Source organism: Methanolobus sp. (assembly GCF_016278365.1).
In the GTDB taxonomy this organism is placed as follows: Archaea; Halobacteriota; Methanosarcinia; order Methanosarcinales; family Methanosarcinaceae; genus Methanolobus.
The window spans coordinates 36,242-61,624 of sequence record NZ_JADQBZ010000003.1 but is presented as its reverse complement, the minus strand read 5'-3'; the positions used below and the strand labels follow the sequence as shown (position 1 = coordinate 61,624).

The 25,383-nt window shown below is 33.6% G+C and carries 22 protein-coding genes and 2 pseudogenes; 14 read left to right on the top strand and 10 right to left on the bottom strand.

The features are described from left to right. Nucleotides 1-775: 775 nt before the first annotated feature. Nucleotides 776-1,177 carry a DUF1699 family protein gene (locus QZZ22_RS02430; RefSeq protein WP_292462335.1) on the bottom strand — a complete coding sequence of 134 codons (402 nt, stop codon included), beginning with the start codon at nucleotides 1,175-1,177 and terminating at the stop codon, nucleotides 776-778. A gap of 327 nt (nucleotides 1,178-1,504) precedes the next feature. Here QZZ22_RS02430 and QZZ22_RS02425 point away from each other — a divergent pair, with 327 nt between their 5' ends. Further along, nucleotides 1,505-2,476, top strand: coding sequence for a hypothetical protein (locus QZZ22_RS02425; RefSeq protein ID WP_292462333.1), 972 nt, complete (start codon nucleotides 1,505-1,507; stop codon nucleotides 2,474-2,476). 54 nt (nucleotides 2,477-2,530) lie between these two features. On the opposite strand, the gene QZZ22_RS02420 is transcribed toward QZZ22_RS02425, so the two are convergent. Further along, nucleotides 2,531-2,773 carry a hypothetical protein gene (locus QZZ22_RS02420; RefSeq protein WP_292462331.1) on the bottom strand — a complete coding sequence of 81 codons (243 nt, stop codon included), beginning with the start codon at nucleotides 2,771-2,773 and terminating at the stop codon, nucleotides 2,531-2,533. A gap of 773 nt (nucleotides 2,774-3,546) precedes the next feature. Between QZZ22_RS02420 and QZZ22_RS02415 the strand changes: the two genes are divergently transcribed. The 3 genes and pseudogenes from QZZ22_RS02415 to QZZ22_RS02405 all read left to right on the top strand — a co-directional run. Continuing rightward, the gene (locus QZZ22_RS02415; protein WP_292462329.1) at nucleotides 3,547-3,789 is read left to right on the top strand and encodes a hypothetical protein; all 243 of its coding nucleotides are present in this window, start codon (nucleotides 3,547-3,549) and stop codon (nucleotides 3,787-3,789) included. A 10-nt stretch (nucleotides 3,790-3,799) separates the two neighbouring features. Then, on the top strand, nucleotides 3,800-5,752 hold the full coding sequence (locus QZZ22_RS02410; protein WP_292462326.1) for an SEC-C domain-containing protein: 1,953 nt from the start codon (nucleotides 3,800-3,802) through the stop codon (nucleotides 5,750-5,752). 121 nt (nucleotides 5,753-5,873) lie between these two features. Continuing rightward, a pseudogene (locus QZZ22_RS02405) lies at nucleotides 5,874-6,002 on the top strand (transposase); the annotation flags it as partial. Nucleotides 6,003-6,037: 35 nt separating this feature from the next. Here QZZ22_RS02405 and QZZ22_RS02400 read toward each other — a convergent pair. Further along, nucleotides 6,038-6,181 (bottom strand): annotated as a pseudogene (locus QZZ22_RS02400) (IS256 family transposase); the annotation flags it as partial. Between the two features lie 528 nt (nucleotides 6,182-6,709). Continuing rightward, entirely contained in the window at nucleotides 6,710-8,245 is a 1,536-nt protein-coding gene (locus QZZ22_RS02395; RefSeq protein ID WP_292462324.1) for a DUF2254 family protein, read from the bottom strand. A gap of 275 nt (nucleotides 8,246-8,520) precedes the next feature. Between QZZ22_RS02395 and QZZ22_RS02390 the strand changes: the two genes are divergently transcribed. The 6 genes from QZZ22_RS02390 to QZZ22_RS02365 all read left to right on the top strand — a co-directional run bounded on the left by QZZ22_RS02390 (nucleotide 8,521) and on the right by QZZ22_RS02365 (nucleotide 13,808). Beyond that, nucleotides 8,521-9,306 (top strand): hypothetical protein, encoded by a 786-nt coding sequence (locus QZZ22_RS02390; RefSeq protein WP_292462321.1) that lies wholly within the window; start codon nucleotides 8,521-8,523, stop codon nucleotides 9,304-9,306. Nucleotides 9,307-9,443: 137 nt separating this feature from the next. After that, complete coding sequence (locus QZZ22_RS02385; RefSeq protein ID WP_292462319.1) at nucleotides 9,444-9,578, top strand: CRISPR-associated endonuclease Cas1; 135 nt, start codon at nucleotides 9,444-9,446, stop codon at nucleotides 9,576-9,578. A 34-nt stretch (nucleotides 9,579-9,612) separates the two neighbouring features. Further along, nucleotides 9,613-10,020, top strand: a complete 408-nt coding sequence (locus QZZ22_RS02380; RefSeq protein ID WP_292462316.1) for a CRISPR-associated protein Cas1 — start codon at nucleotides 9,613-9,615, stop codon at nucleotides 10,018-10,020. A 59-nt stretch (nucleotides 10,021-10,079) separates the two neighbouring features. Beyond that, nucleotides 10,080-11,381 (top strand): PIN domain-containing protein, encoded by a 1,302-nt coding sequence (locus QZZ22_RS02375; RefSeq protein WP_292462314.1) that lies wholly within the window; start codon nucleotides 10,080-10,082, stop codon nucleotides 11,379-11,381. 492 nt (nucleotides 11,382-11,873) lie between these two features. Then, entirely contained in the window at nucleotides 11,874-13,193 is a 1,320-nt protein-coding gene (locus tag QZZ22_RS02370; protein ID WP_292462312.1) for a hypothetical protein, read from the top strand. A 288-nt stretch (nucleotides 13,194-13,481) separates the two neighbouring features. After that, nucleotides 13,482-13,808, top strand: a complete 327-nt coding sequence (locus QZZ22_RS02365; RefSeq protein ID WP_292462310.1) for a putative dsRNA-binding protein — start codon at nucleotides 13,482-13,484, stop codon at nucleotides 13,806-13,808. Between the two features lie 167 nt (nucleotides 13,809-13,975). Here the strand turns inward: QZZ22_RS02365 and QZZ22_RS02360 are convergent, their stop codons facing one another. Next, complete coding sequence (locus QZZ22_RS02360) at nucleotides 13,976-14,947, bottom strand: hypothetical protein (RefSeq protein WP_292462309.1); 972 nt, start codon at nucleotides 14,945-14,947, stop codon at nucleotides 13,976-13,978. Nucleotides 14,948-16,275: 1,328 nt separating this feature from the next. Between QZZ22_RS02360 and QZZ22_RS02355 the strand changes: the two genes are divergently transcribed. Then, nucleotides 16,276-16,554: a hypothetical protein gene (locus QZZ22_RS02355; protein ID WP_292462307.1), complete on the top strand. Its 279-nt coding sequence runs from the start codon at nucleotides 16,276-16,278 to the stop codon at nucleotides 16,552-16,554. 641 nt (nucleotides 16,555-17,195) lie between these two features. Here the strand turns inward: QZZ22_RS02355 and QZZ22_RS02350 are convergent. After that, on the bottom strand, nucleotides 17,196-18,581 hold the full coding sequence (locus tag QZZ22_RS02350; RefSeq protein ID WP_292462305.1) for a hypothetical protein: 1,386 nt from the start codon (nucleotides 18,579-18,581) through the stop codon (nucleotides 17,196-17,198). Between the two features lie 1,891 nt (nucleotides 18,582-20,472). On the opposite strand from QZZ22_RS02350, the gene QZZ22_RS02345 reads away from it, so the two are divergent. Further along, nucleotides 20,473-20,700, top strand: a complete 228-nt coding sequence (locus QZZ22_RS02345; RefSeq protein ID WP_292462303.1) for a DUF1059 domain-containing protein — start codon at nucleotides 20,473-20,475, stop codon at nucleotides 20,698-20,700. Nucleotides 20,701-21,033: 333 nt separating this feature from the next. Next, on the top strand, nucleotides 21,034-21,543 hold the full coding sequence (locus QZZ22_RS02340; RefSeq protein ID WP_292462301.1) for a type 1 glutamine amidotransferase domain-containing protein: 510 nt from the start codon (nucleotides 21,034-21,036) through the stop codon (nucleotides 21,541-21,543). A gap of 83 nt (nucleotides 21,544-21,626) precedes the next feature. Here the strand turns inward: QZZ22_RS02340 and QZZ22_RS02335 are convergent, their stop codons facing one another. After that, nucleotides 21,627-22,496, bottom strand: coding sequence for a GNAT family N-acetyltransferase (locus QZZ22_RS02335; protein ID WP_292462299.1), 870 nt, complete (start codon nucleotides 22,494-22,496; stop codon nucleotides 21,627-21,629). Nucleotides 22,497-22,711: 215 nt separating this feature from the next. Between QZZ22_RS02335 and QZZ22_RS02330 the strand changes: the two genes are divergently transcribed. Continuing rightward, on the top strand, nucleotides 22,712-22,930 hold the full coding sequence (locus QZZ22_RS02330; protein ID WP_292462297.1) for a hypothetical protein: 219 nt from the start codon (nucleotides 22,712-22,714) through the stop codon (nucleotides 22,928-22,930). A gap of 39 nt (nucleotides 22,931-22,969) precedes the next feature. Here QZZ22_RS02330 and QZZ22_RS02325 read toward each other — a convergent pair whose 3' ends face one another. The 3 genes from QZZ22_RS02325 to QZZ22_RS02315 form a co-directional block, all read right to left on the bottom strand. Next, nucleotides 22,970-23,458, bottom strand: a complete 489-nt coding sequence (locus tag QZZ22_RS02325; protein WP_292462295.1) for a hypothetical protein — start codon at nucleotides 23,456-23,458, stop codon at nucleotides 22,970-22,972. Nucleotides 23,459-23,519: 61 nt separating this feature from the next. Then, nucleotides 23,520-23,840: a multidrug efflux SMR transporter gene (locus tag QZZ22_RS02320; protein WP_292462293.1), complete on the bottom strand. Its 321-nt coding sequence runs from the start codon at nucleotides 23,838-23,840 to the stop codon at nucleotides 23,520-23,522. A gap of 122 nt (nucleotides 23,841-23,962) precedes the next feature. Beyond that, nucleotides 23,963-25,327, bottom strand: a complete 1,365-nt coding sequence (locus QZZ22_RS02315; RefSeq protein WP_292462291.1) for a hypothetical protein — start codon at nucleotides 25,325-25,327, stop codon at nucleotides 23,963-23,965. Between the last annotated feature and the right edge of the window lie 56 nt (nucleotides 25,328-25,383).

Below are 25,383 nucleotides of genomic sequence, written 5' to 3'. Positions count from 1 at the left end.
TGCCTTCGGCACTTGGAGATGGAGGATCATGAGAATGAATGTTTGTTATTGCTTATAGAATAATATGATTTGCTTTAAAAGTAGGAACAAGTATCCATTGTAGCATGAATATCTATTTAGATCTTCTTCATTCTCTTTTCATACGGAGAAGATTGAGTACTTGTAAATTACCTATAATTCTCCTGTAAGCCTTAATTCCCTTCAGCTAGACATTCACCTTAATAATCTGTAAAAACCTCTCAAATGAATTATAGAGATTTACCAGAGCCATCTCAAGAGTATATACTGCCAGTCATCTGCTACAGCTTCTCAATGATGAATATCCTTGTTCCATGATGAGTTAAATTGCTTTATCTTTATCATTTGCATACATACCCAATGTCAAACCACCACTTTTTATAAAAAACTTAAGTACGTATGATGCTTAAAAGAAACGCAACCTAGTTAATACAATTTAGTAGTAAATTTGGTTACAATTTATACTGGTATTAATCTTGGGTTCTGTTTTTGGACACCTTTCTTTTTATCCAAAGCCTATGGGTATTGTATTCCATAATATTTTTAACTACTCTATAACATGTAATGGATTTTGAAAAAAGCGTTGGAACTCAATTAATTTAGAATTATAGAGTGAGGTTTTGGTAGTTCTTATTGTCTGGTGAATGTGCCTACGGCACTAATGGTGACGGAGGGGACAAAATGAATGGGGTTGTTATTGTAGGAATAAATACTGGACACCCTTAAGAAGATAATAGAAGAGTTAGGAAACTCCTCATTAGCTACTTCTTTTCAATATAAATCTTATAAAATCGGCACCCCATTTCGTTTCTCTGCTCAACTTTACTTCAATTTCATCATCTGAAAGTCCTTCTGTCCGGTATTGATCAATACGATCATAAACGCTCTGTGAGACCTCTGAATACTCATTAATGTCCTTCCTATGACCCCATACATCGCCTTCAAGGAGAGCAATCCCTTTCATTTCAAGGAACATTTGAGTTGATTTCGAAATGGATTTCATATAGGAATGTGGGACATGGAGAGCTTTAGCGTTAGGGCATTTCAATACAAGAGTTAGAACGTCTGTATTTGATGGCCTGAATGCAAGATGTATTATCTGCTCGTCTGATCCAAGAGAATTTATCTCTTCTCTTGCACTTATAACTCTGATCTTCATTTTTCTCTCCAAGGCATTGAAAAAATTACTTTTCTATAGAAAATATATCAATATATTTAAAGGTATAATATATTTGATATCCATTTATCTGCTTTAACTATTTAATAAACGACAAATTTAATTTTAGTTTGTCGAATCTTAGGAGTCTATTAACTAGATTGCTGAATGCTGTTTCACATATTTCATTGAAATTAAGTAACATTTTACTTTGCCTTTTCTGGAAACATCTATCAATAGCATTCTGTTTTTCAAATCTTGTTTATAATTAAATTTATATAGTGTCCACAATTAATAGTGGACATTAGTAGAAACTTTTGGAGTGATTAAATGAAAAACTATGGGAGTGGTGAACTGAAGTACCTGATATGTTCTGCTATTGCAGATGGTCATGTGACCTGCAGAGATATTTTCAACCACATCGAATATAAAGGCAATTATAACTCCTTCCGGAGTGGCCTCAATATGATTAAGAGGCGGGGATTCTTGAAATTTGCTGGAGATGCAAAAAAATCATCAAATCCATTTCAAAGGAAAAGGACATATGCACTCACTTCTAGTGGCCAGAAATTCTTGGATGACCCTCAGAGAAGATTGAGATTAAAAGAGGAAGGACTACATCACAAGATGCTACGATTGATAGAACAGCAACCGGAATTTCTCCAAAAACTGGCCGAGGAAAGAATGAAGATGTCTCCTGAAGTATTGATTGAGTATGTCAATGACAATCTAGGTACTCACTATTCAGACGTTGGAATGATTACTCACCTCATTGATATTATGGAAGAAAAGAAAGAAGATCTTATTGTCAACGACAAGTATTATGTCGAAACAATGTCTGAAAATGATACCTTGAGAATTAAATATAATGAGGTTGTCCTAGAAAATAATCGATTGAAGCAGCAATTGCGAAATCAAAAAACTCAATCTTTCAATAATAAACAGAAAGCAGAACCTGTAAATCCATCTAAACTAGTGCGAGAAGATCAAAAATCACAACTTGCTATTCACCGCAAAAAGGTAGCATTATACTATTTGAGTAACAGAATGTATCTTGATGTATATTTCTTTCAGGAATGGGGATATGTAGTACCGGTGAAGGTAAAAGGAGTTAAATGGTATTCTAGCAATTCAGTAGAGTTTTTATCGAAGAGCAATAAAGAATTTGAAAGGCAGCATGTAAAGCAAATGAATCCTGATCAGATATATGGGAGTCAGTTTTCTATCTGGGAGATGAAAGAGGATGGAATTGTGATAGTTGGAAAGGGAGTTACCGAAAAAGGAGAGATGATTAAGTTTTAAATATATTGAAAAAGGCCATCAATCAATATTGATTGTGACCTTCTACAATACCTATTATAATCCTAGTAGGGCATCGTATCTCTTTGTAGCCAACCAGTACAATGCTTCAATTTCATCACTGGAATATACATCATTTTCTAGTTTATCGATTATTTCTGGACTAAGAACTTTCGGCATTGCATCAGTAACGTAGTAAGCTTCTGTCAGAAACTCTTTCATTGCAATGGGGCCGACATTTTCTTCTGAAATACAATCCACTATTCGTATGCGATTTATTCCTTTTTTACAATTATTCATCTTTTCACCAATTCTATTTTCTATTTTCTACTTTCATCATAATAAATCCATTTCAAATCCCCTTATTTTTGCAAAGAATTAGTATGGAAATTAACCCATGCTTAATTTCTTCATTTTATCAAGTGTCTATGTTTTCAACTAATGTCCATAATCATAATTTTTACAAATTATTTGATTTCTTGAATTCTGGGGATTTTGAAATAATTTATCTTATGTACACATTATTTTTGTGTACAACTATACATGGAATTTAATCTATATATCTGTATCCCTTCAATAATCGTATTGCAGAGGCTCTGCAACGTAGTAATATTATATAAGTTTTTCTGAAAAATTAAGAGAACACTTATATAGAGGGAATGCTTATTCAGAATAAATTTATTTTCAATAGAATTTTATTTTATAGGAATGTAAGTCAAAAATTCATTTTTACCAATGAATATTAGATGGTAAATGAAATTAAATACTTGCTTGTTAATATAAATTAAAACATAAAACTTTGCTTTTATAAATATGACAAATATGAAGAGTAGATTAAACCAATTGCTCCTTTCAACAAAAATCTACAGGTAGCAGTTGAGAAAGAGGTCATAGACTACATTATAAGAAACATACTTTCTGGAAGAGAGTACTGGAAACCATTAAGTGACGTATTCCTTGAATACATAAATCATCCTGAAGCCAAATTTGAAGGAAATACTGGAATACTGCAAAGGAGACACCTGAAACCTAAAGGATGCGTGTACATTGGCAAGGAAGCCAATAAGGTTGAAATGCAGGAATTAGAGAGCAATAAAGTTGAAACATATATTGATTTCAAGACTTTTCATGAATCGGCGCTTTCTCTGGAACCTAAGGACGCAAGAGAATGGGGATTATGGACAGGAGTACTAAAAAGAACAAAAGATAAGATAAAGCAAGTCAAGAAGCTGAATTATGGGAAGGGGGCGCTAAAAGTTTTGGTGGAGAACTTCTTCTCGACTATTTCAAAAAATACTTATACATGTGCATCTTAGTTCATAATTTATGAGCAAATATGATGAAGTTATAGAGTGTGGACCTATAACCATAAAACGAAAAGGTCGGTCAATAATTTATAAATCTAATTTGAGTGAGGATGATAATAAAGACGTAAAGCAAAAGATGATAGTTGATTTTCCGTTAATAAAACAGAAAATGTATAATTTACTCTCTGAAATAGAGACATTAATTTTAGATCATTTTAATCCTTTAGATGCTTTAGGGTATGTTACAACAGAGAATTTGATTGTTAATCCAGAACAATATAGTGAATATGAATCTACTAATAGCCAATTGGAAGTTGAGATAGTTCAAAATATAATTTTAAAAAATAAATATGAATATTATCGTGAAACTTCAAATTATGAATATATTAAGAAGTTACTTGAGATTCTGGATGATTTTCATAACGCTCTACGTGATTATTTACTGTACGATAATTACTTAGATGAATCGTTAAACCCAATTGAAAAAAAAATTCTTTATAAAACAATCACCAATTTTTTGCTTATCAGGGGTGATGCGTTCCCTCTTCACTATAAGAAAATATCTTTAGAGTTATTTTCTGATTCTCGATTAGAAGGAGTTTTGAAGAAATACGGATTCACAATAGAAGAATACTTTAAAACTATTGATGAAGTCGAAAGGCAAAAAATTGCTTTTATGAAGGATAAAGCAACCAAATCGAAAGAAAGACACGATGATTTTCTTAAATTTGCAAAGGAGAATTTTGAAGAATCCGATGATCTTAAAACTCAAATTGATGAGTATATAAGTTATATCGGTGAGGAGTTACTAGAACAATACCAACAAGATGTAATGAGTATTGGTTCCAAGGAGAGCTATAAAATAATTGTCAATAATAGAATAAACGAAAATGTTCTTAATTTGTTGTCTTTAACATTTGGTTGCAATAAACATTGGACGTTACCTCTAGACGAAAGCAAAACTGATTTAAAACCAATCATATCTATAGATGGAAATTACTATTGTTTTTTGACCCCGCATCTTGTAAGAAATGTTATCCCTATTATAGAATCGCTATTTTCTGAAAAAGAGTTCAACAACTATGCTAAAATAAAAGGTAAGTATTTTGCACAAAAATCATTTGAACTGTTGAATAACATCTTTCCAACTGCTACAATTCATGAGAATCTTTATTATCCCATTAATGAAGAAGAGGAAGATAAAGATCCTGAAATTGATGGAATCGTTTCATACAATGATAATTTGCTTCTTGTAGAAATTAAAGCTAAAAAGAGACGGAGTATTGCTGGAAGGAAGGATATTTTAACAGTATCTAAAGGTGACTTCAAGAAAAATATCACTGATGCTTTTGAGCAGTCGAAAAGAGCACTTAAATATATTTCGAGCTCAGACCAAGTAGTTTTCTATGATAGCAATCGTAAAAATCAAAAAGAAATCATGAAAATCAAAAAAGGAGACTACAATCATATTTTTCTTGTCAATATCACTTTAGAATCGTTCCAAGAATATTCAACTTCTCTAAACACAGTAAAATTATGGGATTCAGAACTGTTGTGTGGCAATCATTATCCATTTGCCGTAAGCATATACGATTTGTTAATTATAACTGAAATATTAGAGAATTCAGATGACTTCATTAAATATCTGATAGAGCGAGTCAATTTGGAGCAAACTCGAGAAATCAGTTCACTCGATGAAATTGATTTTCTAGGTTATTTTTTGAATCATGGTACACTTTCAAAAACAAGTGATCTGCCTCCATCAAAATTTACACTGATACATGGATATAGTTCAGGTATTGAAAAGTACTATTCTTATCTTCAAGGTGAGATCGACCATGCCGAAAAACCGATGAGAAAAAAAAATCCGACTGAAATTATCCGTGAAAAACTAGAAACCGGAAGGTTGAGTAAAAACAATCGATGTTGGTGTGGTTCAAATAAAAAATATAAGCACTGTTGTGGTAAATAATTAAATTCAAAGCAGACTGTTAGATTTTTTGTCATTTCTTAGATTATGCTATTATTATGCTATTTATTTAGGTTGTTAGTATTTTCGGAATTTTTGAAAATCATAATCTGATTACTGTTTCAAAAGGAGAAGTAAGGTCATTGGGGCATTCTCTAATGATGAGTCGCTATTGAGACTGCAAGTCTCAATATTGATAGATATCAATGAAGAATGGATCACAGGAAACAGATATTTATCTATGGAAGAATAAGAACAAATAGAGGTATAGGGAATTTACAGCAAATGTGAGACACTGCCTTCATATTTTCCTGCACCGGATTGCTGTAAGGCCTCAACTTCCATAACATGGTTCAAGAAACAGGTTATAAGAGTCTTTACAGCATCTTCACTATCGACAAAATAATCTTCTAAAAGGTCATATAGATTCATGGTTCTGTACCTTCTTAGTTTGTCCAATTATTCTAAGAGGTACAGGACTATTGTATTTTACAGAAAATTAGTTACGCTGCCCATCTATTGCTTTCTGAATCCCTTTGTGACATCAGAAACAACCAATTTTATACCCTTTAATCCTCTCTCTGTTAAATCAACAAAATATCTTCCCGGAACATCGATTTTTCATTATCAGCTATTTTCAACCCAATATCTCTGTAACCATTTTCTCTAACGGCGGCAACAACAAGTAATGCTTTGTTTACATATCTAACGCCATCTCTTATTTTGAAATAACTGGCAACGACAAAAATATATTTATTTTATTGTTTAATTGGTTTCATAAGAAACTTCAGGAATTTATCAATATGCAAGAGATTAGGAAAAGGTACTAAGAATGTCACAAACAGAAGCAGAAGTTATGGGAGTTTCTAGGAGCAGGTTTCAGGGGATTAAGCAAAGGATAAGAGAAAATGGAGATTTGAATTTGAACACTCCGGCAGTGAAGAGGTTGGTTGATTATGCCTAGCTGGTACCTAAATCATCAATTATTGAAGAAATGTCTGTTTTATATGCCTCCTTCTTCAAAAGAGAAAGTTCTTCACTTAAAGCAACTTCTTCTTCATTCTTAAACCCTAATTTTTTATAAATATTCTTTAATTTGGAGTAAGCTTGCGGAGTTTCTTCAATTTCGTTGGCTTTTTTAAAAGCATTAATTGCGTTAGTATACATTTCCAACAAAAAAGCTGTGTCTCCCGCAAATAACCATGTATGGACAGAGTTAGGATTTAATTTAATTAATATCTCACAAGATTTATGTGCATTGGAACCTAGCTGTTGTGATATACAAAGATGACCAATTTCTAGAATCTCTTTTGAAACATCCGTAACAATATCATTCATATTGTTCTCAGAAGCGGTTATTCCTATTGTTTGTAAAGAAAGTAAACCTTCATTAATTGTTGCCTTTGCCTGATCGTTTACACTTTCTTTTTCCAAAATTTTATTTATTAAATGGCTTATGATTGTAATAATTTCTCTAGATGAGTGATAGTCAAGATGCTTTATTGCTAATTGTCCCATCCTTTCAAAGTGATTAAAAATATTTTTGTAGATTTTCTTTATTAGATAATGTTGATATTCTTTGAAGTTTGCTGCCCCAACTGATATTTTAGAATAGTCCACATCTTTAGGTGCATATCGGCAGTATTTTAAAGTATCAAAGTCATCTTCTTCAATTAAATTGACAATTTTATCTTCGAGTGTTTTAAGTGCCTTTGTAGATGTTTCATAATCATATTTCATCAAAGAACCCCGAATTATATCTACTAATGGCAAAAGAGGATCATCATCTTCTTTATCATAGTTGGTAATACCTAACAGATAACTCAACGAGTCTATTTTGTACTTGATATGAGTTATTATTTTAAACCTAGATGGTTCTAACAATATTTTGTATCCAATGGCTTTAACAAGATATTCTTCAAGGTTTTCAGATGTTATGTGTTCAGATAAGATATTAATGATGTTTTGTGGTTTCAATAAATTCATTGTACGTTTTATGTAGATAATAAGTGCAAGAAATGCAAAAAAAGCAAGAAAAAAAGTACTCCAAATACATGTTTGAATATCAAAGTTTTGTCCATAATTTAAATCATCGGTAATAATTTTTAATATTAAGGTACTATAAACCATGACCCCTAAATAAATTAGTATTAACACGTAAAAGTCAGGGTTTTTTTTAAAATTCATAAATATCTCTGTAACTCTTGGTGAAAAAGAACTTGCACTTAGTTGGACTACAACCAAACTTAATGTTATAACAACTCCAAAAATAGCCGCTTCACTTTGAATCAAAGTGCTAATCATGTAACGGGCGCTATTTGCATCGGAAAACATTAATTCAGTATTAGATGTAATTGGGATGAGTAAAATGCAAACACCTGCTAAAAGAAAGTAGCTCCCAATTTTAAAATAAAACTCGCTATTTAAAGGTATTTTGCTTTTATTATGGTTTACTTTTTTGATTGAAGACTTATCAAAGCAGGATTTTAAGTTCATATAATCTCTTTTAAAAAAGAAGTAATACTATATATTATTCTGCTGTGTATTTAAAGATATTTTCATCATGCTTGGTTAAGAAATAGGGAATATAATATCTTGTAAAATTACAGACATATATATATTCATAATTTTATTGGAAAGTTCCGTTTTTTCTTGTTAACTATATCTCCTCATAATAGTGAAGATTTATAGTTATCTCAATTTTTTGTACGCTCTTAGTTGCAGCATTAAACATAATATATTAATAACTAAAAACGCTTAAAAGAAAAGTTATGTATTCACACCTAGATGATAAAGTCAAAAGGCTTTTAGATACTTCATGGGAGATAGAAAGGAGTGCAAAAAATTATTTCTTAACGTTAGATATCTCCAACGACATAAGGTCATTTGGACCAAACAAAAAATCAGTATATTATTGGGGCATCCCAGAAGGCGTTTATTCAAATTCACAAGATATTTTAAGAAATACGTATAATTTATGGTATAATGAATCTATGAAAGTAGTTGAAAAGCATGCACCATCGAATTTAGATTGTTTTAAAGCTGAATACATTAAAATCATAGACTGCATCGGTTTATTGAGTTATATCCCTAAAGAAATAAACCCTTCTGAAAACCAAACTATATTTAAACTATTTATCAAAAGCTTAAAAATACAAATTTCTATTGTACACGATATCTCCAATGTAATTGGTGCATATGATATAGAAAGTTTTCAGCTTGAAACCGTTAAAAAAGAAAGCATTCCATCTGGTATTGTGATCAATACTAGTAACATTAACAATATATCGATTGAACAAAAAAATGAAATTATTGTTGAATTTCTTAAATCGACAATTGATGATTCAATAGAGGATATTAAATCAATTGTTCAAAATGATGACGCTGATAATAAAGAAGAAATAATCAGCATTCTCGACGAAATTCTTGATGAGGAAAAAACAGGAAAAACGTGGTTATGTTCTAAGTTCAAGGTTATTAAAAACCTTTTAAAGGATTCCTCCCAATGCATGCCAATAATCACTTTCATTATAAAGATGTTGATGAAAAATTCATAAGTTTGATTTAAATTGCACTTTTAATAATTGTTTTCATTAGTTTAGAATTGAAATTTAAGTCCCCTTCCTTTGTTTTTTTCTTCAAATGAACTCCTGAGCCTTTTTTACATCAAGAGCCTGCTCAATATGGCTATTAATTGCTTGAAACTGAATACCTGAAAGTAATTAACTATGTTGGTCTTGATTCTCATGTCAAGTTCTTGCATGAAATGAATCCAAGCAAGAACAGTTTAGCATATGATCTTCACGAGCCTTTCAGATTCCTTTTTTGATCTTGCAGTTATCAACCTGATTGAATCAGGAAAAATGAATAATAAGGACTTTATCAGGACTGAAAGTTATTCTCTCAGGCTAAAGCCTTCAGGAGCAAAGAAGGTAACTGAAGAGTTCAATAAGTGGATGAAAAAGAAAATTCCATATCAGAAGCAGTCTGTAATGTGGAGTTATGCTCTATTATTGAAGACTAGGGAGCTTGCTCAGTATCTTGTTGAAAAGAAAAAGTCTGGTGATTTCTGCAAACCTGTATATACAATTGAAAGACCGGATTCAGATGATATCAGGCAGAAAATATTAAGCATATCCTATACTGATTGGGAAAACATGGGATTTTCAAAGGGTACTCTGCATTACATGAAGAAGAACGCTGAAGCTAATATGGCGTTTACCTTGAATGCTCATGTCAAGGAAAGGTTAGAGTTGTGGGAAAGCATATGATGAGTTATTTTGTTCTCATCTAGAACAGAATATATAGGAGAAAGTTAATTATTTATTTTATGTTAACGAAATCACCAGAAAAATTTAGTGAGAGGAAAATAGAGTCTTATTACTTATTTTTAGACACTAACTTATTTTATAGCAACAAAGTTAGCTACAACATTTTTGAAATTATTTTGATGCGTGATTTGCTATATTTAAGAAACGGTTTCAATAAAGTATTTTCTGGTTACAAAGCTATCAAAATTTTGATTCCAAAACTAGTTGTTGATGAGATATATTCTATAAAAGAATATTTCATAAAAGCAGAAATTAGTAAATTTCAAAATCAAATTAAACATCTTGAAGAAACAGAATTACATAATATATTAAAAAAAATTCATGATGAAACCGTATCTCACACCCTTGAATTAGCTGGTATTAACTTCTTTTCAAAGTATGGTGTTGAAATAATCCCTTACTGCAATAATGAACATCTTCCTACAATTATAGATAAATCAATCAAAAAGGAGTTACCTTTCAAACCAAAATTTGATGATAAAAAAAACAATCGCCCAGTTGGTGATGATGGTTTCAAAGACACTGTAATTTGGTTTTCAATAATAGATTATGTCAAAACACACTGTAATCCTGATATGGATCATATTTTTTTCCTGACTACCAATCAAAAAGACTTTAAATCCGACCAAACCATCCTTGAATTCAAAGAACAGACCGGAATAGACATAGAAATAATAGACTTTAAAAGTGAGAATCCAAGAACGGGTGACATTGAATTCACACCATTTTTGAATTACATTCTTGACAAGTCACATGTTCCAATTTCTGTAAAAATAAACACAATTAATATTTCGTATTTAGAACTAGAAAATAAAGCTGAAATAAATTCAATTCTTGCTGAACCTATCTCTGTTAATCTTAATTCGATAATTAAATGTAAGGAAAAATTCTCTAATTTGGGAGATGAGAACAAAAAACGTTTGAATGAAAAAATAAAGGATATTTTATCAAAGTTTAGATTTGATATTTCTGATTTAAGCTTTAATTATTATATCCCCGAAATTGAAAATGTTTCATTTGTTCTAGTTAAATATGAAAACCAAGCGATATATGTTGATGATATAAATGTCGTTTACAATGATGGTTCGGATAAACATATGTTTGATGTTAATGCTTTTTTTGAAGTATATACTAATCCTGACCCCTATTATTGTTATCCGATGGAAATTGAAGATGTGATTGAAGATATTCAATCTGATGCATTGACAAAAGTTCGTAATTACTTAGCAGAAAAAGGCTATGGGAGTATTGAACCTGAATCGATGTATTTTGAGTGGGATGAATGTTATGAGTTAATTTGAAGACAAAAAGTTTCCAAATCTCATACTTTTTATTTCTATTTTTGAAATAATACAGAAGTATATTTTTTAAGAGCTCTGCTTTTTTACACTTTCATTTGCAAATACATATAAATTATTATTTAAAGTTCGGTTTATTGGCCTTACCTATAACCCCTTCTAATAGTGAGGGGAGTGCAATTTGAACATAATTAAGAAATCTTCACTGCGGTTAATCTAGTTAAGATTCCTTAATGAAAACAAATTTAATTCCCAAAAACAGGTTGTGTTAATGGCAATGAGGAAAAGTAAGGTTTCTATAGTGCATGATATCAATAAAAAATGGTTCTGAGAAATTCTCGAAGCGTTAAAACAAGGTAACAACAATTCTAAATGGTTTTTTAATATCGATGACAAACACATATTTTAGTAGGTGATGTTAATCTTAATTGATACTCTACATAACAAAAATATCAGGTGGTTAAATTTAACTAATGCAGCTACCATATCAAGTTTATGCTTTATGCAAAAACAGTTGATGGGCAGAAAGTAAAAGCATCTCCTTCTTTAAAAGTGAGTCAAATTAAAGTTTTTTGTCCATTTTGTGACCCATTAAATGAAAGGCCTTTGAGGCATAACTGCGGCAGTCAAAAAATTCCTTATTTCTCTCATCCACCAGGCACCTTTTGTAGCGAATATGGCAAAGAAACGGATTGGCATTTGGGATGGAAAGAGAAAGTTCACAGTGATTATTGTGAAGTTATAATTGAAAAAAATGGCATACGCCACGTAGCAGATATCAAAAATAAAGAGAATCTAGTTATTGAACTTCAACATTCAAAGATAAGCCAAATAGATATAGAGGCTAGAGAGACCTTTTATAGTGATATGGTCTGGTTGTTTGATGCTACGAATCCTGCTCCTGAAGAAAAGTTAAAAAAACCACGTAAACGCATTATCGATATTACTCTTTATCGTGTGTACGATTCAAAATCAGATATTGTTTTTTATAAATATTATTGGAAACGAGCACGTCAATGGATACTTAATACAAAAAAACCTCTGTTTTTAGATATGGGAGATAATTTCATACTTTATATTCCCAATGGATCTTTTGAAGAAGGCTATGGTTGTGAAATCACTATAGATCATTTCATAGATAAAGTGCTGAAAGGAAAAGGATTAAGGAAATTACCTCAATGCTTGTTTGAATTTGAGCAGTGGATGGAACAGATAGCCTTTGATAAAAAGAATGAAGACAAGATTATAAAAGAAATAATAAACACCGATATTGAAAATATAATTCAAAAAGATGTTGAAGAGCAAATATTCTTTAATGCGCTCCAAGATGAAATCCAATTATGCAACCAACTGTTTATATCAAAGATAATACAGCAAGAAACAATAATTCCTCTCGATTCCTTAAAAATCAAGTCAAATACTTGTGAATTAAGTAATATTGCAAATGAAAAGCAAATTATTGACCAGTTAATAAATGAGTTGGAACTAGAGAAAGGCAATATTCAATATTTAACAGATCTCAGCTTATATAATCCCGAAATTGCACATACTGCTATTATTAAAATATGTGATTTTATTGCCGATAAGCCTGTTTATATAGAAAATCCTTACCGAGTATGTGAAAAGATTAAATATAAGAGTATTAACTTCAGGCTACATATATTTGAATATTTACAGAAAAAGCATATTATCTCTTATTCTGATTACAAATGTTCCTGGTATATTTCGAATGAAGAGTTCATCAAAAACTTAAAAACATCTCCCTTACATCAATTGTTAGAACAGAAATGGGCACTTCAAAATGAATCGAAATAGCTACACTTGCTTTTAATTTGGATATGTATGCCAACTTAAAAGAACTTCACTTTCTGCTTTTTAATATGAACATTACCTGAAAGTTATAGGTAACATAAAGCCATACTCTTTGATTAGTATTCTATTCACTAGATGCATGGCTTGTGAGTTGTGTAATGATTACATGTGTTGTAAACAATACAAAGCATATAGCTGAACGAAAGTTTAGTTCCTGTAGCACGTAGACTTAACCTTAAGGAGCATATAATCCATGGAGATCTACTGAATATTGATGATGTATATGCAGATGTGATCGAAGCACTCATAGGGGCAATTTACCTTGATCAAGGAATTTCTAAATCAAAAGAGTTTGTGAATAAATTCTTTGATCTTGAAAATGCTTTGGGAGAAATGCCAGATTCAAATCCGAAAGGTAGAGTACAAGAAAAGTATGATGTAGATAACGTTAATTATTCTCTGATTGAGGAAAACGGCCCAGATCATGATAAAGAATACATTGTTGGACTCGAAAGTTATGGTTCACTTGTGTCCACGGGAAAAGGAACACAAGTTAAAAAGGCCGCAGCTGAAGCCGCTAGAAATCATCTTAAATCTTTAAAGAAGACTCCTTCATAACATCAAGAGATATTAATTTCACTTTTGTGTGATGAAAAATCATCACATTCTTTTTATGGATCGCTTATGATTCAATTTCTATGAATATTCTAAATGCCAAAGCTAATAAGTCATTTACCTTGAATTCTCATGTAAAAGAAAGGTTGGAGTTGTGGAAAAAAGTCAGTTTAAGCCAATAGCCCTATAAAAACATCATAAAAGTAACTAAGTATAAAAATCTTACCTGACAGTAGAAAATAAAGTATAATACAACACAAAACAATAACCCAAAAGAGATAAATCTGCTGTGTCTCATCATACTTTTTATCTTTCAAAGTTACTAAAGAAGCGACAACTAACAAACCGATTGCAGTGAAAGTTACTATCGGTATGTACGAAGATATATATGCACTAGATATAAAACCTGTTAGAACAAGTATAATAAGCATAACTTTAAAAGTCGAGCTATAAAACTTATTATCTTTATGTAGAGATATTTCCTTTGCAGAAAACAGGCTTAAAAAATATGCAGTTAAATTAAAAAATGATGTTGTAAACCATGATTTTTCCATGATAGTTAAAAAAACTGCAATAACAATAAACAAATAAGAATATGCATGTAATTGATAATGCTGAGTTAAATTATCTTCAATAGAAATTCCATATAGTGTATTAAAGACAGCAATTAAAAGTAGAGTCCCAAAAATATTTACATTAGCTTCGTCAATTGAAAAGCTAGATTTTACAACGATAATGAAAATAAAAAGTAAATATAATACACTGATTAAAGATGTACTAATAAATGCAATTGTAGAATTATACTGATATTTTTCTGGATAACTAGATGTCTTTTTAATGCGTGAAACTCTCAGCGACTGCAAAAATAAAACTTCGCACACCAGGATAAAAGTAAATCCGATATAGTACGCAGATTCTTTTAAGAAAATTGCAAAAGCGAAATACAAAAATAGGAAAGCAAATGAATAAATAACTATAAAATTTTCTTTCGTTGACCTATCTTCAAAATGCTCGTTTTTGATAAACTTTTTTGTAATTAGGGCTACTGACAAAAGAGAAACTACAATAATAAATATCGATTCAAATAAATCGAGTGGATAAGTATGATTCAATAAAGTTTCATCTAATAAACCTGGCACCATTCACATCAATTTCACATTTTTTAGTATTCATAGTACAGTTATGAACATATTAATACTTTTTGCAATATTTTACGACAAAACATAGAAACCATTTTTTGGAAATTTAATTATAAATATTTAATTAAAAGGGTTGTGTGTACCAAGTACAAAACATCGTACACTTTTTCTTAGTTGTATACACCCCGACAACAATGTGATGGATGTTATTTGAACTTTCTATGGGTGTCTACATTTCTTGCTCAGATAAAACTATACTATTGCTTTGATGAATGTTTTGTACAAATACTCCTTGAAGTATTTGTAAAAATTTTATTAGCATTTTTCATAGATGAATACATACTATGATTACAGTGGTCCATTTGAATCGTTCTTACTCTCCAACAGTAACCACAGTAACCTACCGTAACCTTGGAGGGTGACTGTAAATCTAGAAGTAAATATGTAGATATTTACTAAATTTTGGAGATATAATTGTTTAGAGTAACCATCGTCACTCTAAAACAGGGTAACATAGAGAAGCATCCGCAACCAGAATCACAATAAAACAATAACTAATATATTATATAATATTAGTGTATCAATAAATTATTTTATATATAATATATTATTTATTTAATTATGTTTGTTTTTTTTAAAAAAATTATCTCTCTGTTTGTCTCATATGTCCAAAAAGGGTTACGATGGTTATGGTGAGCCGCTTGTATATGTTTTAACCGTCACCCCTCAAGGTTACGGTAGGTTACGATAAAAGTTAGAAGGAGATTATTCTTAAATTTCACAGTAACCCTTAGTATATAGACAAATTGTAGAGTTATGTTGCAGTGGCAGCAGAATGAGACTTTGTCAAGTATGTGTTGCATAAGGAGACGCATAGACTAAGATGATTTGGTAACACCCAGAATCAAAATGAAAAAAATATAAATAATGAATGTCAATAAAATGATATGTCGGTTTTCACAAAAAACGGAAGGACATACTATACTACCCGGAGAGAAGCCGAGAACGTAAGGCGCAAGGGAGATAGAATATACTACAGTGAATCTGAAAAGGCGTATTATATTAGAAGAATTAAAAAGCCATTGTGGGGATGGTAAGCCATTACCACAAAAAACGACGATGTTTGGAGATTTCTTTCAAATATACAATCGATTATAAAAATATATGAAGTAGAGTTTAGAGAAGATAAGAAAGATATCACTCAAAAGGAAAATGAATTGCATATTTTAATAAGAAGTAACAGATTAGACACAATAGACGTCAAAGATCTAGAATGCTTCTGTAAATCAGAATGGAGAAATCTTATTTTCAAATTATGTAAAGATATAGAATTGGAGATAAAGAAACGAAAAACAAAAGGCGAAAGATTTTCTGACATCTTTGCTCAGATTTCTAAAATAAAAGATGATTTAATTATAGTAGATGATATAGAGTTAGAAAAATTAGAAAGTATGTACTATTCGGATGTGAGACCGTTAGTTGGAGACACAAAAGAAAGAATAGAAATTGAAAAGTACAATAATAACAGATATTATAAAGGCATTATTATTGGTTTTGTTCTTGGACTAATTGCAAGTTTTCTGGCTTCATTGATACTTAACTATATTTAACTTTGACTTGCGGCAAAGTCAGAAAAAGCTGTAAATTCACTCATTTCAAGGGAAATAGTTCATTAGTAGAATCCTCTATGAGATTGCTCAAGAAGCAACTATTACAAAAGGTAACAAGATTGAGTTCAGGTTAGAAAAGCTAACTCTATAATTTGAGGAAAAGACAAAGTTATCTATGGAACTAATTTAAATAGTGGTTCTTAGTCCTGAAGAAATTATTTAATATTCTTTACTATGCAAATAAACACTTATTAAAAGACTAAGTTTGATTTTTCTAAAATCGATGAACTGGCACACAAGAAATCTGCGTGATGGAGTGGGAAAACTCAGAGGGATTGTAAAAAGAATTGCAAAATGGGAAAGGACATAGATCAAATAGTTGATAATTATGCCGATATTACCACACCATGCTTAGATTATGAGTTTGGTAATCGTGATTTTTAACTTATAATGGGATGGGTAGGATATTATCCACGTGTAATAAGGTAAAATAAAGAAAAGAACTTAAAAAATTATAAAAAAATTGGCAAAATTTAATTTAATGTCATTTTATCTCTCAGTACATCATATAATTTATACAGTTGTTTTCCTGTTTTTGCAACAGAACTTTAAGAGCTTATAAGCATTGATATTAAAAAGAGTTAGGAGGAAGATAATGATCCCTCTTCGCTGAAATGTGTACTCTCAAGATCCATATTCACTTCTAATTCCACATTTTCTTTGTTGATGGCTTTGTATTCAGAGATGGCTTCATCGACTAATCCTACTAATGAAACAAAATTACTCATTTCAAAATCAAATCTTGGATTATATGTGAAGAGAAGCTTTTTGATAGATGTGTCTATGCTTGAAGTTTCATCTCCCATACGTTGAGTTTGATCGATTACATTGAAACCTTTCACTTTAGCGAGAAGACCACTATTTCCCTTCTTACCGTTAACGATTTGTTTCGCTCTTGTTTCACTTACACCCAAGTAATTAGCGATTTCACTGTAGCCAATATCACTACCTGAATTTTGTTCCATCATTTTAAGAACTTTTAATTCTTGACCTGTGAGATTGGTTTTCCTATTAAGGGCCACTTTTCCATAGATTTCCTTTGCTCGATTGAAATCATCTACAGTTGCAAGATAAAAATCATTAAATAATTCTCTTTGTTTTATATGGTAAAGGGCAACTGCTCGTATAATATCAAAGAATATTTTTGGATTCCTTCTATTGCTTTTGTCTACAAAATCAATACATTTGGCAAAAGGTATAGCGATTTGGTATAGTTTAGGTGTTGTGTCGTCACCGCCAATTATCTCAAAGATTTGCCTGCACACAAGAACATCCTCAGGACTCTGCATAATATCCTTGTTATTCATTTCTCCGATTAGAATATTATCGTAAACAAGTTGATCCTGCTCCAAAGTATCGTTTATATCTACAGAAATAAATCTATTCCCGAGTTGTTCATCTTCAAGACTATCCACAGATGTGAGTATCCAGCATACTCTTGGAGGAATAGATAATTCCAAAAGCTCTTGAGTCTTCAGAGTCGCATGTTTTGTTTCCCGCTGGTAGTTTGAAGTTGACCTCTTTATAGTTTCAGCTATAGGTTCACTTATTTCGATGTCATCAGAACAAATTAAGGTTCCTGCTTTTAATGTTCTGTCATAGTATAAAACTTTGGGAGAGATAGATGTCGCTTTGAGCTTAAAAGGAGGTATCAATTCACTGACGGTATCAGCTGCATCACTTTTTCCTTTACCACTTGGACCATTCAACTTAACATGGATTCCACGGGAATTCAATATGTAAGTTGACCCGATTGCACAGAAGCATATTTCTCCTGTATTTCTATCTCCAACATGGTACTTATTCCAAGTATCAAGAATATACTTGAAAGCATCTCCGGTCTCCAAGATTTGCTGTGCTTTTTGCTTTATTCTATCTGTGTTATTTTCGATTTTATCTGTAGTTTTAGTAGCTTCGAAACCTTTATATGCTTTATTATCAGTTAAATTATTTGTATTTGGAATCATTTAGTTTCACCTTTTTATTTTTAAGAGCGTTTTACTTTTCTAGAACTTAATGGATATTTATATATGAGATTTGTAGGGCTTGTAAAAAACCTCTCCATTTTAACTAACTGTGTTATTGTAGTTTAAATTTGAACGCTCTCAGAGTTATCAGTTCAGTTTGTCTCACTTAATAGGTTTGAATGGAGAAAGTCATTCAACCATGCAGATCTTGATGTTGTTCCAGAAACTTTATCGAGTTCTTGCACCACATTTTGATCTAATGTGAAAGAATATGTTTGTTTGCGAATTTGTATTTTTCTTGTCATTTTTTCACTTCTGAGTTTTTTAATTACTTTGTTATATTAGAAATCTAATATAAATATAACAATATAATATGATATATTTATAGTTTTTGTGAAAATCTTTAAATAGTTGTTGGACTATGTTATGGCAGAAGCATAGACCCTCAATTCCAACATTCGTGATAATTATAATTAATATAAGGGGACGTTAAATCCAGAGATTAAAGCCTCCGTGGGAAAATATACTCTGCTCGATGTATGGTAGTCATGAGAATGCCCATAGAAACCCCCTATAATTGATTTGACGACATTCCAGAGGGCAATGTAGAGAAATTGTATGGGTTTGGTATGAAAGGGCATAGAAGGCAATTATTAACACTCTAATTGCAAAGTTCTTCCTCTATTATTCATATTTCCCTTCAGTTTTCCCTTCTTTTTTACTGCATAGGATGTAAATCATACCATTCCACATTCTGAGCCCATGTCAAAATTATAAGTACTATTTCTGATAATGGCATTATGGGAATGTTAATAAAATTCAGAGAATTTTAATGAACAATAGAAGGTTATTAGACCGCACTTACCACCACAATCTATTGTAGGGAGAAAGAGAGCTCATGACTGCAGGGTCATCAATGGCATTCTCTTCGTCCTGCTAACCGATTGCAGATGGATCGAAATGTGCTTATAGTTAGATAAATGTTTTTAAAATTATTTATATTCATATATACTATAAGAATAAATGTATTTTTTGTTCAAAAAGCTCTGGTTTCAGGCAGATATATACAGTAAATTCAATGGCATTAGACTTTTTTCTTGAGTCTATAGTCTTTGTGTACTATAAGCTATATATATAAACGCTATATACTGAAAGTTTGAAATAAAGCAATATCTGGTTTTCCACTATCTAATGCATTGTTTGAGCCAATTTCCTCAAATCTATCTATTAGACTGTTAACGCTGTAAATCGTTATGTATAAATAACATTATGGATAAATTATAAATTGACTTATGAAAAGAAGATTGTAACCTTACTTAATTATAATTAACCCAACTTACATCCTTACTTAATTATCCACAGTAATCGGCCAAGTCTGTCTATTCTAGCTCTTAACTTTTTGTTTTTGCGTGCCATATGTTTAGATGCCTTCCAAAACCCTGCAGAAACTCCTCGAATTGCACAGGTGGTATTATCGGACAATTTCAGAGGATTGTAAAGATTGAATGATTGCAGGACAATTTAGAAATATAATTATTCATCTACATATATCAGTAGTAATAAATTTCTTATGTGCTCCATTGCATCTTGTTTAATTTCAATGCATCCCTCATAAGAGTAGAGTAGGATGGAAGGCATCTCTTGGAAGATCGAAATTCCTAAAAACTGCTTCCTCTCTTGCACTCATTACCAGTGTGGATCTCAGGTCACTTACTTTCATGGAATCCTCTTTATGGGATTGGAGCGGGAGATTATATATGTTGGTTTATACCGCAAACTCATCAAGCGTATTTACAGGGTGAGTTAATAGACAAAAGCATGTCGATCAAAACCTAGTTTTATATCTATCTACCTCCATTACTTTTAAACCTGGTAAATAGGGGGCTACATTATGAGAATAAGGCTTGTGAAATGTGGAGATATAGGCATTGCGAATTGCAATTACATGGCAATCGGCAACAATCTGGATGATGTTGAGAAGAACATGCTGGAACACATCGAAAAAGAGCACAAGGATTTGCTGGAAAGTATGACCGATGATGAAATTCACCAGCTAAGACACAGAGTATCAACCTTCCTTGGAAGGAGCTGCGGCTGCGGCAACCTGCCAAAACCCTGAATCCTCTAATACACCTTTACTGTATGTAAGAAGCAGATGCCTCCCAATTCATGCATAGCTTGTGATATGTAGCTTGAACTGCGAGGCATCCACGGAAGGGGGGTGTTTTCTCTTCAAGGCACAGCTGTACAATTTAAGTTAGGAACTATAGATATAAAAAAACCTAAGTATTATTGATACTTAAATCATTGATAAGTACTATTATTCAGCACCGACTGGATAATACCATTAAAGTAATACTGCATACTGTTCTCTTCTTCAATGTAGTCCCATACCATAAATTACATATAATCCACGCCCAGAGTATGATGCACCAACATGGGAGTAGGTGTTTTGAAAGCATTAGTATTTGGAGCAGATGGATTTGAGGATGTGGAACTTATCTATCCTTACCACCGACTGAAAGAAGAAGGAGTTGATGCGCAGATCGTATCCATGGAAAAAGGAAATATCACAGGCAAGCATGGATACTCTGTAGAGGCTGATGCAGCATTCCGGGATATAGACCCTTCAAAATTCGACCTGCTTGTAATATCAGGAGGTAAAGGGCCTGAAAAGATGAGGCTTGATGAAAGCGCACTGGAAATTACGAGACATTTCTTCAAGCAGAATAAACCTGTAGCTGCGATCTGTCATGGTCCCCAGGTGCTCATATCGGCAGGTGTTGTCAGCGGAAGGAAAGCCACAGCATGGCCAGGAGTGATCGATGACCTGAAAGCTGCCGGTGCCCGGACAGAGGACAGGGAAGTAGTCGTCGATGGCAATCTGGTGACATCGCGCAGTCCGAAAGACCTTTACGCCTTTGGCAGGGAGATGATAAAGAAAGTGAAGGAAGCCACTTGACGAGCAGTCAACCGGATTATCGCATAGGTACTTTTGTCAAGTGAAGATTTTTTAATGCTTCATATGGGCTATTATAAGGACAGTCATCCCAGTTCAAAAGTAGTTACCCCAAAAATCTTTTTTAAATCGATATCAGGCGCTTTGCCCCGGTACATGCGTATGGTCTCAAAGCAAACGGACATATCGTGCTTGTTAGCCATCATGACGGCATCTTTGTTAGGTTGTGGCACATCAAGGAATAGAGATTCATTTTCAGGTACAGTACTTCTAAGTGCAAGGAAAAGTCTCTCAGCTACGGATATATCTTCTGCGAAAAGGGGTCCTACTTTATAGCCGCTGCGACACTTCCTTAGAATCCCATAGCCCTGTAAACAGCCATCTTTAACAGAAGCAAAGGCCGATGAATCTTCCTGACCTGCCCAGCCTGCAAGAAACCCCGGACGCAGTTGTGAGAAAGCTTTGCTGTCATAAACAAGTATATCCTCAAAGGGCATATCGCTTAGAGGCAGAAGGCCTGAAGGCATCGTTTCGCCTCCCCTGCCTTCAAATCGCATGTTCCTGTAATATGGATGGAAACCGTGTTTTGAATAATATGGCTCCTGATCAAGGACGCCATCAAGCCCCATCACTTGTCCTTCCAGCCTTGCCATAGCAACGCTCCAGAGGCTTGAACCGATGCCTTTTCCGCGATGTTCAGGTTTTACGATAAACAGGCCGACGAATCCGAACAAGCAGTTGTAGGATACTGCCGATACGCAGCCAACTGGCTCTCCATTAAGCTCAGCAATAAAGAAACCTTCAGGGTCGGCGTGGTAAAAACATTCCCCATCATGAATTCCGGGATTCCATCCTTCCTTCTCTGCCAGTCCCATGACAAACTTCATCTCCTCTGGCCTCGCAGCCTTTATACGCAGTCCTGGGAAGTTTTTAGTTTCACACTTTTTTACATTCACAATAACACTTCGCCTGAGATAAATGACTTAAAAATACTCAATTGTAATATTACAGTTATAATATAAATAGCGATTATCACAGCTACTTCTATAATACTTTCAACACGCTTTCTAGAGGTATATATGCACAGACATACATTTGCACACTATAGCAACTTGTTCATGCACATATTCCACACTAAATTGGCACCCAACCGGATAAGGAGAGTATTTCAATGGAAGACAATATACACAACCGATGCCATGAAAACATCAGAATAGCAAACCGATGTCAGGGGCTACTTAAGCCAGGTGAGATGAAAGACCAATCCGACATGCAGAAAATCAGGCATATTACCACGAAGATGAATGGCATCCTCAAGAAACAGGCTGTTGGTGACAGCATTTTCAAATATGCTGGTTGCAGGTCCTACCAAGGTATGGAGTACGCTTGATTCTGTTGCGAACTTTCAGAGAGGGACACAACAGGCATATCACTTATTATGCTTTTTCATTTGTTCTACTTTGTTGTAGATGAACTTAATCAGTTCTTCGAAACTTGTAATTTGTTGTTGATAGTTTTCAAAAATAGCAAGTCTCTTTCGTTCTTCTTCAGTAGAAACTTCTTTTATGTACCTGTTTATAAGAGGGGCTATCTTATTTCTGGCAATATTTAGCTCGGCCTCGTATCCGTTCTTTATCTGAAGGGTGAATGCATCCAGGAGATTCTTTTCCATCCGGAAATATATCTTTCTTGAACCGGGCTTCTGTATCCTTTTTATTCCCCAGAAGTTCTCGATATTCTTCATCTTGAGGCTTATGGAGGCAAGGCTGTAGCCCGTTCTTTCGGCAAGCTCTTCCATACTGATATCATACGGCTCAAAATTGAGTATTGAAAGTATCGCCGCCGTGAGGTCGTCCACACCATATCCTTTGAATATCTCGATTCCTATATCTGTTATCTGTGACTCGATGTCGTTCACTTTAACAAAGCCTCCTGAATATCATTCCGGTGTTGGGAGCCTGTATGTCCAGCTTGTACCTTTAGTTCACAGAGAGTATCTTGAGACCGATTATCCCTGCAGCTATCATGACGATGCACAATATACGGAGCACATCTGCAGATTCATTAAAAAGGTATATTCCAAGTATGGTTGTGCCTATAATACCAATTCCTGTCCAGACAGCATATCCGGTACCTATAGGAAGCACCCGCAATGATCTTTCCAGCAGGAGCATGCTGATGACCAGGCACATTACCATAAACACCGTCGGATAAAATCGGGTCATTCCTTCACTGTATTTCATGCCGACCGCCCAACCGGTCTCAAACATTCCTGCAACTACAAGATATATCCATTCCATGTCTGATCCTTGTTTTAGTATTTTTAATAAATATTAAAAGCTATAACTCAATGGCAATATTTATTCCTTACGGCACTTGTATTCGAAAAAAAGGAGAAGTCCAGAAAGCACAAGCAAGCCTGTTATCTGTTATTCAGGTTGTCCGCAAATACATTTGCCTGCAGGTGCTCTTCAGACTCTTTAATGGAATTATTATTAGCAGAGATCTCCTCGAACCTGCGTGCGAGACGATAAGAGATATCAGAAAGATAAGCAGCACCCCATGTAGCTGCCAGGATAGCTCCCAGTAAATTGAAAGACATGTCAATCATCGTATCGTTGATTCCATGCTGAACCAGCACAGCCTTGTATCCAAGTTCTGCAGCTAGCTCATCCGTCAGGAATTCCATTATTTCCCAGATAACTCCGGTAGCAAGCACGAACAGGAGAATGAAAAGAAACAGCATCTTAGACGGAATATAGATCTCATCGGTATAGATGTCGATAGCCCTTATAAGTGCATACCCGGCAGCAGCTATTACACTAGCTGAAAGGGCGTGGGTAATATTATCCCATCGGGCGACGTTCTCATAGAATGCAAAAGTTCCAAGGGCATCCATGAAAATAGCAAGGGTGATCCACAAAGTCAGTCCGGGGTCAAGAGGAATATTGTACTTACGAGTGATGAAAGAAGGCACAAATGTGATAGCAATACCTGCTATTGCATTCAAGGCAGTGGGCAAGTCCCGAATGTAGAGTGCTACGATTAGTAAAATGAACAAACCTGCCTGCATCACCCTTGTTGCAAATTTTTGCTTACTACCAGAAATGCCAAGCAGCCTGCGGAGAGGGGCAGGTGGTCTGGAAACCGGATATTCAGGAGTCTTCAATAATCCCTGTGGGGGAAGTTTTACATTGCCTGCAGACCCGGGTGACCTTAGATAGAAGCCGAAAATAGCCCCTGCGACAATACCTGTCACAGTGGCATACATGAACTCATGCATCACCGCGGCATTAATAGCCTCCTGTGATCGACCGTCAAGCAGGAATGTAGTCCCGAAGTTGATATCCATCAACCAGTGCAACAGATGCCAGAGGCCTGACATTGAAAGTGTTATTGCAGCCACCAAGAGTATAGCGAACTTGTAATGCATACGCACAGAAGTGAACCAACTCATCTCAGCTACCAGCAGCAGTGCGATGGTCGCAACTGAGAGATAGACAGGTATGCTTGTGAAAAAGAGATGATAAGCAGTCGTGCTTCCTACAAGTGGCATGATCGCCAGTATTATGAGGTACCAGGAAGGCATAATAGAGGCTTTACGCAGCAGTAGCGCCGGAGATGTTATAATCAATATGACAGAAAAGGAGAGGATGGACCATGTGAACCTGCCGTTCATTAGATTCACTATACCCGTCAGGAAAAGCAATAACACCAGTATCCAGCCAATAAGTGCATTAATGGAAGTGTCTTTTAAAAGCTTGCTAAGTTTATTTATCCGTTCCATAGCATGTACAATATACTATAGTCTATCCAACATAATTAAGCGTTCCATACAAAAAA